Below are 13,655 nucleotides of genomic sequence, written 5' to 3'. Positions count from 1 at the left end.
TCATATATAGTTAATTGGAGGCCAATGATTATGGATGCTCTAAAAAGAACGGAACGGCATGAATGGATTTTGGAAGGTTTGGATTGCGCCAACTGTGCGCTCAAGATTGAAAATGGAGTCAGTAAAATAGAAGGGGTCATGGATTGCTCGGTCAATTTTGTTACGAAAACGTTGACGATGACCACAAGTTCGGATCAAAAAGAAGAGGTTTTTCGCCAGACGGAACGGAAGGTTCATAGACTTGAGCCACATGTTCGGATGGTGGTAAAAAGTGCCCGTGGCCACCTACATGAAGACAGTCGAAGCCATGCTGGTGCAGTACAATCAGATAGCGTAGAGGATTGTGCATGCGGTCATGAGCATAATGATGAAGGTGAAGGACATACACAAGAGCATCACAACCACCATGCAGAGCACAAACATGGTGAATCCACCCATGCTCATTCACATTCGCATGGAGATGATAGCCACGCTGGGCATACGCATGATCACGGTACGGACGGTATGCGCCGCATGATTGCGCGTTTGGCTATTGGTGCGGTCGTTGCGGCTGTTGCCTGGTGGTTACCTGTCGAAGGTGTAGGCAAGCTGGCCCTATTTTTACTGGCATATATCATCGTTGGCGGTGATGTTGTCTTGCAGGCTGCACGCAGTCTGGTGCGTGGAATGGCCTTTGACGAGTACTTCCTGATGACGCTGGCTACTGTTGGTGCATTTGCGATTGGGGAATACCCGGAAGGCGTAGCTGTCATGTTCTTTTATCAAATCGGAGAGCTGTTTCAAGGCATCGCAGTTAACCGTTCACGTAAGTCCATCAGTGATCTGATGGATATTAGACCGGACTATGCGAACCTGAAGACGGCTGAGTCCGTACGGAGAGTGTCTCCAGAAGACGTTCGCATTGGGGATTTGATTGTGATTAAGCCAGGCGAGAAGATCCCGCTGGACGGTAAAGTTGTAGATGGTAAATCGCATGTGGATACCTCTGCGTTGACTGGTGAATCGGTGCCTCGTACTGTGGAGCCGGGAAGTAGCGTGTTGAGTGGATTTATCAATACGAACGGGCTTCTAACGGTAGAGGTTAGCAAAGAGTTTAGTGAATCCGCGGTCTCTAAAATTTTGGAATTAGTGCAAAATGCGAGTGCCAAAAAAGCGCCGACTGAAAAGTTTATCACGAAATTTTCCAGATACTATACTCCCGTAGTGGTTATTGTAGCGCTGTTGTTGGCGGTTGTTCCACCGCTTGTTGTGCCAGGTGCACAATTTGCAGATTGGGTGTACCGTGCGCTTGTTTTCCTCGTTATTTCTTGTCCATGTGCGCTGGTAGTATCTATTCCATTGGGCTTCTTTGGGGGAATCGGGGCAGCCTCCCGTTCAGGTATTCTGATCAAGGGCGGGAATTATCTTGAAGCTCTGAATCATGTAAAATACGCTGTTTTTGATAAAACAGGCACACTCACCAAAGGTGTTTTCCGTGTAACAGGGATTTATCCTGCCGGGGATTTTACAAACGAAACCCTGCTCGAAACCGCCGCTTTGGCGGAGCTGCATTCGACACATCCTATTGCTGCATCTTTGCGTGAATCCTACGGTAAAGAACTCAGAGCAGAACGGGTTCAGCAGTATAGTGAAATATCCGGTCACGGGATTCAGGCACAAATAGATGGTCGTCTGGTATCGGCCGGGAACGCCAAGCTGATGGAGCGGGAACATGTTGCTTTTAATGTGGCGCAGCAAGCAGGGACGCTGGATGAAGGAACGGTCGTACATGTGGCGGTAGACGGAACGTATGCCGGGTGCATTCTGATTTCAGATGAGGTTAAGGAAGACGCAGCCCAAACGGTTACTTCACTGAAAAAGTTGGGTGTGGTGAAAACCATCATGCTGACGGGTGACAATCGGACAGTTGCCGAGGCTGTAGGACGACAGCTGGGTTTGGATGAAGTAAGGGCAGAGCTGTTACCTCAGCACAAAGCCGAAGCCATCGAGCAGTTGTCTGCAAGTAAAAAAACGAGCGACAAAATTTTGTTCGTGGGCGATGGAATCAATGATACACCCGTACTGGCGCTGGCCGATGTCGGTGTAGCGATGGGTGGCTTGGGTTCGGACGCTGCGATTGAGGCGGCAGATATCGTAATCATGAACGACGAGCCTTCAAGGCTGGTTACGGCCATCCATATCGCCAAGCGCACACGTCGTATCGTATGGCAAAACATCATTTTTGCACTAGGTGTCAAAGCTGTGTTTCTTACGCTGGGAGCATTCGGTATTGCTACGATGTGGGAGGCTGTATTTTCCGATGTAGGTGTAACATTGCTAGCCGTATTGAATGTGATGCGTGTATTGAAGGTTCGTTCTTACGAGTAAAAAATAAACACCCCCGGGTTAACATCGGATGTAGGCATCCTGTGAAAACCGGGGGTGTTTATTTTATAGGTTCCTTTTTCGAGTGGTCTTGTACCAGCAGTATAGAGATTACTTGTGGGTTGTAGGGGAGCTGTGCCCAGATGTATAAATGCGTGGCGTGCCTAATACGTTAAGGTAGGGGCTTTACAAGTAAGGCCCATGTAAGATTCGGTTGCTCCATTATGAGTAAGCGTTTTCCTTATTTGGAGGGGTACTCAAATTCGTGTGTGCCAACTTGCTGACGGAAGAAAGGATGGATTAATAGCATGGAGGCTAAACTGATGCATGTATTCGCAGAGCTGTTGGGCGGCAAAAACAGCCGGGATCTCAAAGATCCAGAGTCGGTTATGGAGACTGCTGCACAGAGGTTGGCTATGGAGACGCTAAGGGCAGGCAGCCATGAAGTATCTGCTACGCAGGGGGAAGATCCGTTGGGCTGGCTGGTTGGTTTAGCTGAGCAGGGCGTAATCAGCCGAGCGGAGGCTTTGATGGCTGCGAATCCCGAATTACTTGGGGAAACGATGCTGAATAGCGGCAACGATATTGGGCAAGCAATGGGTACACTCCTAAAATGGAGCGATGAATACAGACGTACCTTCATACGGATTTATGCCGATGCTCCTACAAGTATGAGTCGTATAAGTACAGAGACAGCATCAGAAATAGGCAGTTTCGACGGTTATAGTCTTCTGCATGGCCCCTTGTCACAGGCCTCTGGCCGCGTTGGGGAATTATGCTATGCCTATCTGGACGTAGCTGAGTCTGGACAGACGATTCATGCCCCTGACGGGGAGCCCGACCCCATCCTTATTCCCGGCTCTCGTGCATCTGACACGTACAAAACCTTTAACCAGGCATCTGGCCTGCCTGGATTGTGTGAGCATTTGTCCCGCCGGATTATCAGCTTGCTGGAAACAGAGTATGAAGGCTTATTCGAGTCTCTGAACGGATCGCCACTCACTGTTGCCCTAATGGAGCAGAACAATGCAGTGGGTATTGGCAGCTTGCAAGATATGCAGCTGGAGGCATTACTGCGTGCGGCGTTGCGGAGCGTGCGGCAGGGGGGAGAACCCAAGCTGGAGATTATGGTACGCAATCCGGCTGACGTGGACGAATTCCGGGCAACCCGAGACTGGATTGACGGCGTTGCGGAGCAGACCTTATGCGGACGTCTTCGGTGCATTCCATATCGGGTAGGCGTGCTTTTGACAGTTGCCCCGTCTTTGGTGCCTAACATAAGCCCAACATGGAACAAGGAAGCCGCACGGTCGGAGGAGTCAGCCAACCCCAATAACATATCCAAAGTGGGTGCACGACATATCAAGCAGGTGGCTCAAGCTGCAGATCTGACACGTTTTGCCGATACGGTCATTTTAGAAGTCATACCAACTCCATCCGATGATATTAGGACTGAGGATCAGTTGATTCCACCCGGTGTCGATGGTCATGAGAATACTAGTGATACGATAAAATGCATAATGGAAGCTGTTCGACGTGTAAAGCCCGAGCTTCCTTTATGGGTAGCAATAGATGAAATTAACCAGTCTCTGGATGGGATTTCGATCTGGGAGAATGAGCTGACGGGGGTCATTTGCCCGGACACAGCAGTTCCCGCCGCACGCCTTGCAGCTGCGCGTTTGGGACTGCAACAGCCCGCAGATCGTCAGCGCACTTCTGGGGCTGCACACAACCATGCGTGGAAGTTTCCTTTAGCCTGAAGATAACCTGAATTCATGTAATAGAGGATTTTGCAAAAATCCAATAAGCGATTTTCAAAGAACAAAATATAGATCGAAATGGCCTAGTTCGTCTATATATTACACTTTGGAGCGACTGGAATCGATTTTTGCAAATCCTGAATCGGATGCTCTAAATATGGAGGATACCTGCGGTGTTTGCGCGGGTATCTTTTTTTATTTAGACCATTGCTGGTTTACAAGTGGAAAAGAAAAGGTATATAATAAAACAAAAGTTTCTCTAAACCAAAATAATTGTATAGACGCAAAAATGATTATCATTCTCATTTGCTAAACATGCTGCTTCGGGCTTCCCGAAGCAGCATGTGCTATTTTAGGGCACTTAACAATGGATATCATTCTCAATGAGATGCTAGTACAAGGAACAAAATATGGAAAGGAACGTGACATGATGCAAGCTGTTCAACGATTACAAGATACATTGTCTCCCTCTAACCGAACCCTTTCAAAAAACAGTGGCAGCGGACGACCCGGTCCGAATCGTAAGCCGCAATTTCAGCTTAAAAGTATGCTGAAAAACAAGGAGATGCAAGCTGCTCTAGGTAGTGGATTGCTGATGTTGATGGCATGGGGAGTCTCACATTGGTGGCAATGGCTATCGGTCATTCTGTATGTGGTGTCCTATGCCCTTGGGGGCTGGTCCAAAGCCAGGGAAGGAGTCGAAACACTGATCCGAGAACATGATCTGGATGTTAACCTGCTCATGATTGCTGCCTCCCTAGGAGCTGCGGCCATTGGCTATTGGAATGAAGGAGCCATGCTGATCTTTATTTTTGCACTCAGCGGTGCGCTGGAGAGCTATACCACCGAGCGTAGTAGTAAGGATATTTCTGAGCTTATGGCGTTGAAGCCGGAAACGGCTTTGCGCTTGTCTCGCGAGGGGACCGAAACGGTCGGCATTGAGCAGCTGTTGCCAGGCGACCTGCTGCTGGTGAAGCCGGGCGAACTGATTCCGGCGGACGGCCGAATCTCTAAGGGCGTTTCGGCAGTGAATCAGGCATCGATTACCGGTGAATCTATTCCGGTAAATAAGGTGGAAGGTGACGAGGTATATGCGGGCACCATTAATGGAGAAGGGGTGCTATATGTGGAGGTTAGTCAGTCCTCAGAGAACACTTTATTTTCGAAAATCATTCGTATGGTGGAAGAGGCTCAGACCGAAGTTCCTGATTCCCAGCGTTTTATTAAAACGTTCGAATCGGTGTACGCTCGAATTGTTGTTGCTGTCACGCTGATCGTCATTGCCGGTGCACCCATAGCATTAGGCTGGACGTGGGCAGCAGCGTTTTACAAGGCTATGGTGTTCCTCGTCGTGGCCTCCCCCTGTGCGCTCGTATCATCCATTATGCCAGTAATGCTATCGGCCATTTCCAACCGTGCCCGACGGGGCATCCTGTTCAAAGGTGGTGCACATGTGGAGAATATGGCATTGACTTCTGTTGTTGCTTTTGACAAAACAGGCACGTTAACGATGGGGTCACCTGTCGTCACGGATTGGATTACCGCCGCAGAATACGATGCCGATGAGTTATTGCATATGGTCGCCACAATTGAAAGCTATTCTTTGCATCCACTGGCGCGAGCGATTGTAGCCAAAGCCGAAGCTGATTTGGGACAGAGAGATCTTCTTCCAACCGAAGAAGTGCAGGCACTCACCGGATGGGGAATGGAAGGCATCATAGGTGGGGTGAAGTGGAAAATTGGGCGTACAAATGTACTGGATGAACCTGGTTCTCTGGCAGAGCCAAAGTGGATGGAGAGTCGGGCCCGGCTGGAAGCTGAGGGCAAAACCGTATCCATCATCCTCGCGAATGATCGGATTGCCGGAATGCTGGCACTACGCGACGAGCTGCGTCCGCAGGCCCAAGAGTCCGTGAAACGACTGCAAGCGCAGGGTATCCGGGTTGTCATGCTAACCGGGGACCGTCCAGAAACGGCCGCTGTGATCGCGGCGCAGGCCGGAGTTGACGCCGTGTATGCTGGCTTAATGCCGGAGGACAAAGTCAGCCATATTCGCATGCTGCGGGAGCAGTACGGGCATGTCGTCATGGTCGGCGACGGTGTGAACGACGCTCCTGCGTTGACAGCGGCAACCGTAGGACTAGGCATGGGGATGCATGGCAGCGGAGCCGCACTGGAGGTCGCAGACGTTGTGCTGATGAACGATGGAATCGAGGAGATTGCTCCGACGGTAGCACTGGCCCGCAAGGCGCAGCGGGTGGTTAAACAAAATATGATCTTTGCGGTAAGTGTCATTTTGCTGCTTGTGATCAGCAACTTTGTGCAAGATATAGCCCTGCCATTTGGGGTTATTGGGCATGAAGGTAGCACATTACTGGTTATTTTGAATGGCCTGCGCTTATTACGGTCATAGGGCTAATAATCACAAGAAGGAGCATTCATCCTCTTAAAAATTCAAGGGGTGAATGCTCCTTCTTTTGCAGCCTCGCAACGCTGTACGTCTATCTTCGGCGTGGCGTAGACCGTCGTAAGAACAAGGAAAACAATAGCCCTGCCAGCGCAATCCCTGTAGCAATGATAAAGGCATCATTAATGCCATGGATCGTCGATTCCGTAACAGCATTTCGGTACACCTGTTGTAGCGCCAACGATGAACCACTTTCTGTTGAAATACCCGCCGTTTGCGCGAGGGTTTGTCCCAACTGTGCTACCCCTTCGGTTAAAGGAACATTGGCGGTGGTAGCGACATTCGCATAATCCGCTACATGAATCGTGGTCCGGCTGCTCATTACAGTAATGAGCCAAGCGGTACCGATAGACCCGGCAATTTGCCGTACTGTATTGGACATGGCTGTACCATGGCTACCGAGATGGGGAGGCAACTGGTTTAGCCCTTCCGTCTGGACGGACATCATCAGCAGTGACATTCCGAAGCTGCGAATCGTATAGATGATCATAATATGTCCGTAGGTGGTGGCGTCGGTTAGCAGACTGAACTCCCATGTCGTGACTGCCGTAATGATCAGCCCAATGATCGCCAACGGCCTTGCGCCTATACGGTCAAATACTGCCCCTGATATGGGTGACATCACACCCATCAGCAGTGCACCCGGCAACAGCAGCAGACCGGATTGCAACGGTGTAAAGCCGCGTATATTTTGCAAATAGATTGGCAGCAGCAGCATACCGCCAAACATCGTCATGTTGACGGTAGCCCCGACTAAGGTTGATACAGTAAAAATATCATATTTAAACACACGGAACTCCAGCATCGGCTGTAGCATGTTCAGCTCGCGCACGATAAACAATACAATAAACACAATCCCGGCAGCGAGTGTGAGTATTACTGTATTGCTACCCCAGCCTTTGTCCCCAGCTGAACTAAAGCCATACAGCAGGAAGCCAAACCCAAGGGTGGAAAAGACGGTTCCCAGCAGGTCAAAGTTCGGTTTCGTTAGCTTGGATACATTTTTGAGCCAGCGTATGGCAAACAGAATATCAATGACCGCCAGCGGAATAACAAGTAAAAATAGCAGCCGCCAGCTGTAATGCTCCACAATATAGCCGGATAAAGTTGGTCCAATCGCCGGGGCAAACATCATGGCGATTCCCATAGTACCCATGGCAGCGCCCCGTTTTTCTGGAGGAAACACAGTCAGGAACACGTTCATCACCACAGGCATGATGATGCCTGCTCCGCTGGCCTGGATAACACGTCCAACCAGCATAGGCGCAAAGCCGGTACTGGCAGCACAGACGACAGACCCGGCAGTAAATAACCCCATCGCGGAGATGAACAGCGCACGTGTTCCGAAGGACTCAATCAGAAAAGCAGTGATAGGAATCAAAATCCCGTTGGTTAGCATATATCCGGTGGAAAGCCATTGAACGGTTGTGGCAGACACATTGAAATCATTCATTAAGTGTGGAATGGCCACGTTAAGCAGCGTTTGATTCAAAATCGAAATGAAGGCGCCTAGCAGCAGCACGGACAGAATACGTCCGACGGACATTTTTTGATCCATGACAGCCCCCTACTTGTGAACTCTGATAGTCGCACTCATTCCCGGGATAATACCCAGCCCCTTGTAACCTTGAATGGAAATATTGACAGGCACGACCTGCGTCACCTTGGTATAGTTGGCAGTGGTGTTGGAAGTGGGCAGTAGTGAAAAAGTCGATGCGGTCGCCAGGCCGATCTTTTCGAGTTTACCGCTCAGGGACGTATCCGGGTAAGCATCAATATATACATCTACGGTTTGTCCTACTTGAAGATCCTGTACAGCCGTTTCGTCTATATTGGCGGTAATCCATAAATTGTTTAGATCAAAAGCCTTCGCTAAAGGCGTGCCTGCCCCAACAATTGAGTTGTTGACCGCAGATTGCTGCACGATGGTACCATCGGTTGGAATCGTAACGCTAATTCGGCTTCCGCCTCCTTCTACATTACCCAGTGTGCTTCCAGCGGTGTAGGTTTTACCAACTTCAGCATTCCAGCCTGTGAGCTTGCCAGCGCCTGGAGAGGCAACGGTAACCGCTTGTCCACTCACTTGGGCATTATCGGTTTTTATGTAGTTGGCGGATTGATTGTAGTAATAGGCGGCGGCTCCACCTCCTGCCAGAATAATGATAATAACTAGCAAGTTGACTAATATGGCGCGTGAATTCATGTGTTAACATGCCTCCCTAGTTCTTGGATTTTCAAAGTATGCGTCAAACGATTTATAATATTCAGATGGATTTTGGGCAAGGTTAAGAGCGCATGCGAAAAGGATGATTTTGCTGACAAAGGATGATGCGCATAATGACGACGACCAGAATCATGATTGTATATGACAGTGAAAATGGGCATACCGAACGTCTCGCACGCTCAATTGCAGAAGGAGCACACCTTGAGCACACGGAAGTGTTGTTAAAGCATGTAAATGAGGCCGATGTGAATGAGCTAGTGAGTGTGGATGCGATCCTATGGGGTTGTCCGGGGCATTTTGGTACGATCAGCAGCGGTCTGAAAAGCTGGATTGATAAGCTGGGGTATCTGTGGGCGCAGGGCAAGCTGGTGGACAAAATCGGCGCTGTGTTTTGCACAACCGCTACCGTTCATGGTGGATTGGAATCCACACTTCTGAATTTGATTACTCCAATGCTTCATCAAGGCATGATTATTGTAGGACTGCCCGCCAATATTACGGAAAATGCATTATACGGCTCCTATTACGGCGTAGGGATAACATGTCCGGTGGAGACTGACCCCAATGGACCACCTAATCTTCCAACGGGTGATGATCTTGCACTAGGCCGCTCTTTGGGCAAACGGGTCGCTGAAATAGCGGGACGGTACCGTAGCGCTGAAAGAGAATAGGAGGCTACCGATGACCATTGCTTTTATCGTAGTAGCTGCGGTTGCCTTTATTTTTTTGCTGGTATTTAATACGAAGATGACGCGCAAGTCCTCTTCCAAGACTCGCTCTACCGAAGAGGACTCACGGCAAAGAAGCAAACGTCCTTATCCTGTACAGGTGGAACCCGAGGCGCGTGAATGGATAGATCCTGCGCAAGAGACGCCTCCTAAGGATATCGATGTCGAAGAGCATCATGCGGAGGAACAACACAAGGTGCCTGATATCCAGACGGATAAGAAGGTGGAAAAAGATCGCGAGAATATTAAAGATGCTTACGGAGATCAGGATTATCGTGCGGCTTTACGTGGTTTTACCAAAAAGGACGAAGAAAAGGAAAGACGTTCTCCAATATCCAATGGAGAGAAGGAGACTTACAAAAGTGAGGACGAGCAGTACCGTGAAGCACTGCGCTCCATGAACCAAAAAAAATGACGTATCTCCATATGAACATGCCAAAAAGGCTGCTTATCTGTCTGGATTACAGGCAGATAAGCAGCCTTTTTGTGTTGCTCGGCTATAGCCATTCGGTTAGCCCAATCATCGTAATTAAGCCGAGAATAAAAGAGAATGTGGCGATCCGCTGGTTGCCATCCCCGTGACTCTCGGGAATCAGTTCCTTGTAGACGATAAACATCATGGCTCCGGCGGCAAAAGCAAGGCCGTAAGGTACCAGTCCGTTCACCCAGCTACTCAAATAAAAGCCGATCAGACTCGTAATGATTTCCACAGCTCCGGTGAGGGTAGCAATGCCCAAGGCCTTGAAACGGCCGATGTTTTGATTCACAAGGAACAACGCTACGATAAAGCCTTCCGGGGCATTTTGCAGGCCGATAGAGAAGGCGATCAGATTGCCGAGATTGTGAGTCTCACTCGCATAGCTGACCCCAACAGAGAGTCCTTCCGGTAAATTGTGCAATGTAATAGCTGCGATGATGAGAAAAGATTTGGATTCCAGTTGAAAGGTCTTGGAATCTGGGTCCTCCAAATCCGCATGGGGAATGTACATCTCCATCACCAGTAATACGAGGCAGCCGAGCAGAATTCCCGCAGTCAGCACGAACCAATTGGAATGCTGGATCGCTTCGGGAATGAGGTTATACACGGAGGCAGAGGTCATAATTCCTGCGGCATAAGCCAACAGAACATCGCGAAGCCGATGCGTGATATTACGCATAAACAGTATGGGCACGGCGCCGAGTCCAGTGGACAGGGCAGAAATAAAGCTACCTACAAAAACGTCATTCATAATCGGGATAATCCCTCCATACCTGATTTATCTTTAAGCTTCGCTTCATGAAAACTTCATTTGACTGTTTACAGCTATTTCCGCATAATGAAATTAGGATTTAGAATCAGTCTAAGTCATAAAAAGCTACAAAACAAGTGATTCGTTTTTGTAATATCCGGGTGTCCACATTTTGGGATAAGCTTCTGGCGGAATTACTTTTAGAGTATATGCAGTTGCCCAGCGCCCGGTTCCGAAAACTCGTTATATAATACTTATGATATTTTAGGAGGAACCAAGATATGTACAAGTCCATTATTATAGGTACCGGCCCTGCCGGTTTGACCGCTGCAATTTATCTGGCACGCGCTAACATGAGCCCACTGGTGATCGAAGGACCACAGCCAGGCGGACAATTAACTACGACTACGGAAGTTGAAAATTTCCCAGGTTTTCCGGAAGGAATCATGGGACCCGATTTGATGGATAATATGCGTAAGCAAGCGGAGCGTTTTGGCGCTGAATTCCGCACAGGCTGGGTAAACAAAGTAGACACAACTGCTCGTCCATTTACTTTGGATGTAGAGGGTTTGGGTGAACTGGTTACTGATACGCTGATTATTTCCACAGGAGCGACTGCCAAGTACCTGGGTATTCCCGGTGAACAGGATAATATCGGACGTGGCGTAAGCACTTGCGCAACATGCGACGGCTTCTTTTTCCGTGGCAAAGAAATTGTTGTCATCGGCGGCGGAGACTCTGCACTGGAAGAAGCCAATTTCCTGACTCGTTTTGCCTCTAAAGTAACGTTGGTGCATCGTCGTGAAGAAATGCGCGCCTCCAAAATTATGCAGGATCGTGCTCGTGCGAACAACAAAATTGAATGGGCGCTTAATCGTACTCCTGTAGAAGTGATTGCGGACGAGAACGGAGTCACTGGCTTGAAAGTGCTGAATAATGCAACAGGTGAAGAGGAAGTTATTACGGTTAGCGGCGTATTCGTGGCGATTGGTCATCATCCGAATACGGGCTTCCTCGAAGGACAAATTACAACGGATGCGAACGGTTATATCGTCGTAAATCCGGGTACTTCCGAAACAAACGTGCCTGGCGTATTCGCTTGTGGCGACGTACAGGATACACGCTACAGACAAGCAATTACCGCAGCAGGTAGTGGCTGCATGGCTGCTATGGACAGCGAGAAATACATCGAAAGCCTGGAGCACAGCGCACTGGCCCTGTAATGATCCACGCAAGTTTGAATAAATATGATGTAACAAAATAAATGATGAGGTGATATTCATGGAAAAAGCAATCGTATACACATCTACAAACTGCCCGCATTGCCGTCAAGTAAAAAGCTACTTGAGTGAAAAAGGCGTGGAGTACGAAGAACGCAACATTGAAACGAATGAAGCTTTTGCTCAAGAGGTTTGGGATATGGGCATTCGTGCCGTTCCATTGACTTTGATCGGGGAAGAACGTATTTCCGGTATGAACAAAACCAAGTTTGAAAAAGTGTTGAACGCTTAATCCAATCTAACAGCAGACGACGGTCCTATGATCGTTATATGGTTAAGAAAAGGCTCCTATCGCAGCTACATACTGCAATGGGGGCCTTTTTACTTATAAGGACACGCGTACACGCCCGAGAAAAGGAGCGGTTGCTGCATAGGCGGCGCCTAGCATCGTCGAACGGCTGCCAAGCGTGGAGAAACGAATCTGTAGTTGCCGACGGTGATAGGGCAAGGCACGTTCGTCAATCACTTCACGCATACTTTGCTCCAACCAAGGTCTGGCTTCCGCCAGTGGACCGCCAATGATAAGCATCCCGGGGTTAAGGCTGTTCACAATGCTGGTAATACCCACACCCAAATATCGTCCAATATCTTCAAGGACGCTTAATGTACTCGCTTCACCTTGCTGAGCAAACGGCAGTAATTCCGCTGTATTATGTGCAGGCAGTTTCAATGTGGATGATGCATACGCCTTCTCTGAAGCATACAGCTCCCAGCAGCCGCGACTACCACAGGAGCAGAGCCGTCCGTTCCAATCAATGGTCATATGACCCGTCTCTCCGGCGTACCCCCAAGCTCCTTGATACGGTTTGCCGTCAATGATAATCCCGGCCCCGATTCCAGACCCTGCACTGATGTAGACCAGATCCCGCACCAGCTGTCGGTGATCGCCGTCCATACCATAGTACAACTCGCCCTGCGCGCCGACGTTGGCTTCGTTATCTACTACGACGGGCAGACCTAGCTCAGCCTCAAGCTGCTGCCGCAGCGGAACCCCTTCCCAGCCCAGATTGGGTGCGAACAGCACGGTTCCGGTCTCATCCACCATACCCGGTACCCCCAGTCCAATGCCGACAATACCATGAGGGGAGGGAGGAGTGACCTGCATAAGCTCCTGAACGAGCTTTCGAATCTGTTCCATAACAAAGGCGGGATCATGCTGGGTTAGAGAAAAGGTAAGCTCCGTTTCAATGGTACCTGCCAGATCGGTCAGAGCGCCCTTGATGTACTGTACGCTGACCTCAATACCGAGTACAAAGCCTGCACGGCTATTGAACAGCAGCATTAAAGGCTTACGCCCACCGCTGGATTCTCCTAATCCTGTCTCATACACCAATCCATCGGTAATGAGCTCTGCCACCAGATTGGAAACGGTTGCCTTGTTTAATCCAGTTTGACTGGATAACTGTGCCCGGGATAGCGGAGCATGAAGGCGAATACGCTCCAGCACAATGGATTTATTCAGCTTTTTGACAAGCGCCTGATCGCCAGTGACATTCATGGTTCATTCACTTCCTGTTGGTGTAATTCCTGATATTATATCATAAAAACAAACTTAGTTTAAGCAATAGACAAAGTCTTTTGGCTGTGCTAGAATCGTTTTTGT

Annotated in this window: 11 protein-coding genes; 7 read left to right on the top strand and 4 right to left on the bottom strand. The window is 49.2% G+C overall.

All coding sequences use genetic code 11. The annotated features are described in order from the left end of the window. The first annotated feature begins 30 nt into the window (after positions 1-30). The 3 genes from NSS94_RS20810 (at position 31) to NSS94_RS20800 (ending at position 6,537) form a co-directional block, all read left to right on the top strand. Entirely contained in the window at positions 31-2,367 is a 2,337-nt protein-coding gene (locus tag NSS94_RS20810; protein ID WP_341040022.1) for a heavy metal translocating P-type ATPase, read from the top strand. A gap of 305 nt (positions 2,368-2,672) precedes the next feature. Continuing rightward, positions 2,673-4,124 (top strand): PEP-utilizing protein, encoded by a 1,452-nt coding sequence (locus NSS94_RS20805; protein ID WP_029519225.1) that lies wholly within the window; start codon positions 2,673-2,675, stop codon positions 4,122-4,124. Between the two features lie 430 nt (positions 4,125-4,554). Next, positions 4,555-6,537 carry a heavy metal translocating P-type ATPase gene (locus tag NSS94_RS20800; protein WP_049817084.1) on the top strand — a complete coding sequence of 661 codons (1,983 nt, stop codon included), beginning with the start codon at positions 4,555-4,557 and terminating at the stop codon, positions 6,535-6,537. Positions 6,538-6,625: 88 nt separating this feature from the next. Here the strand turns inward: NSS94_RS20800 and NSS94_RS20795 are convergent, their stop codons facing one another. Beyond that, positions 6,626-8,149: a DHA2 family efflux MFS transporter permease subunit gene (locus NSS94_RS20795; RefSeq protein ID WP_029519221.1), complete on the bottom strand. Its 1,524-nt coding sequence runs from the start codon at positions 8,147-8,149 to the stop codon at positions 6,626-6,628. A 9-nt stretch (positions 8,150-8,158) separates the two neighbouring features. After that, positions 8,159-8,794 carry an HlyD family secretion protein gene (locus NSS94_RS20790; RefSeq protein WP_025724158.1) on the bottom strand — a complete coding sequence of 212 codons (636 nt, stop codon included), beginning with the start codon at positions 8,792-8,794 and terminating at the stop codon, positions 8,159-8,161. Between the two features lie 134 nt (positions 8,795-8,928). On the opposite strand from NSS94_RS20790, the gene NSS94_RS20785 reads away from it, so the two are divergent. Both NSS94_RS20785 and NSS94_RS20780 read left to right on the top strand, forming a co-directional pair. Next, positions 8,929-9,486, top strand: coding sequence for an NAD(P)H-dependent oxidoreductase (locus NSS94_RS20785; protein WP_165149444.1), 558 nt, complete (start codon positions 8,929-8,931; stop codon positions 9,484-9,486). A 10-nt stretch (positions 9,487-9,496) separates the two neighbouring features. Further along, entirely contained in the window at positions 9,497-9,958 is a 462-nt protein-coding gene (locus NSS94_RS20780) for a hypothetical protein (RefSeq protein ID WP_165149442.1), read from the top strand. An 82-nt stretch (positions 9,959-10,040) separates the two neighbouring features. Here NSS94_RS20780 and NSS94_RS20775 read toward each other — a convergent pair whose 3' ends face one another. Next, the gene (locus tag NSS94_RS20775; protein WP_013311970.1) at positions 10,041-10,772 is read right to left on the bottom strand and encodes a ZIP family metal transporter; all 732 of its coding nucleotides are present in this window, start codon (positions 10,770-10,772) and stop codon (positions 10,041-10,043) included. 281 nt (positions 10,773-11,053) lie between these two features. Between NSS94_RS20775 and trxB the strand changes: the two genes are divergently transcribed. Together trxB and NSS94_RS20765 are read left to right on the top strand one after the other, a co-directional pair. Further along, positions 11,054-11,995 (top strand): thioredoxin-disulfide reductase, encoded by a 942-nt coding sequence (gene trxB / locus NSS94_RS20770; protein ID WP_013311969.1) that lies wholly within the window; start codon positions 11,054-11,056, stop codon positions 11,993-11,995. Between the two features lie 58 nt (positions 11,996-12,053). Continuing rightward, positions 12,054-12,284 carry a glutaredoxin family protein gene (locus NSS94_RS20765; protein WP_007432162.1) on the top strand — a complete coding sequence of 77 codons (231 nt, stop codon included), beginning with the start codon at positions 12,054-12,056 and terminating at the stop codon, positions 12,282-12,284. A gap of 93 nt (positions 12,285-12,377) precedes the next feature. Here NSS94_RS20765 and NSS94_RS20760 read toward each other — a convergent pair whose 3' ends face one another. Continuing rightward, complete coding sequence (locus NSS94_RS20760) at positions 12,378-13,550, bottom strand: ROK family transcriptional regulator (protein WP_165149440.1); 1,173 nt, start codon at positions 13,548-13,550, stop codon at positions 12,378-12,380. Between the last annotated feature and the right edge of the window lie 105 nt (positions 13,551-13,655).

The sequence above is a fragment of the Paenibacillus sp. FSL L8-0644 genome (assembly GCF_038008165.1).
Classification (GTDB): domain Bacteria; phylum Bacillota; class Bacilli; order Paenibacillales; family Paenibacillaceae; genus Paenibacillus; species Paenibacillus polymyxa_D.
Note: the sequence above shows the minus strand (reverse complement) of the source record. Positions and strands in the feature narration are given on the sequence as shown.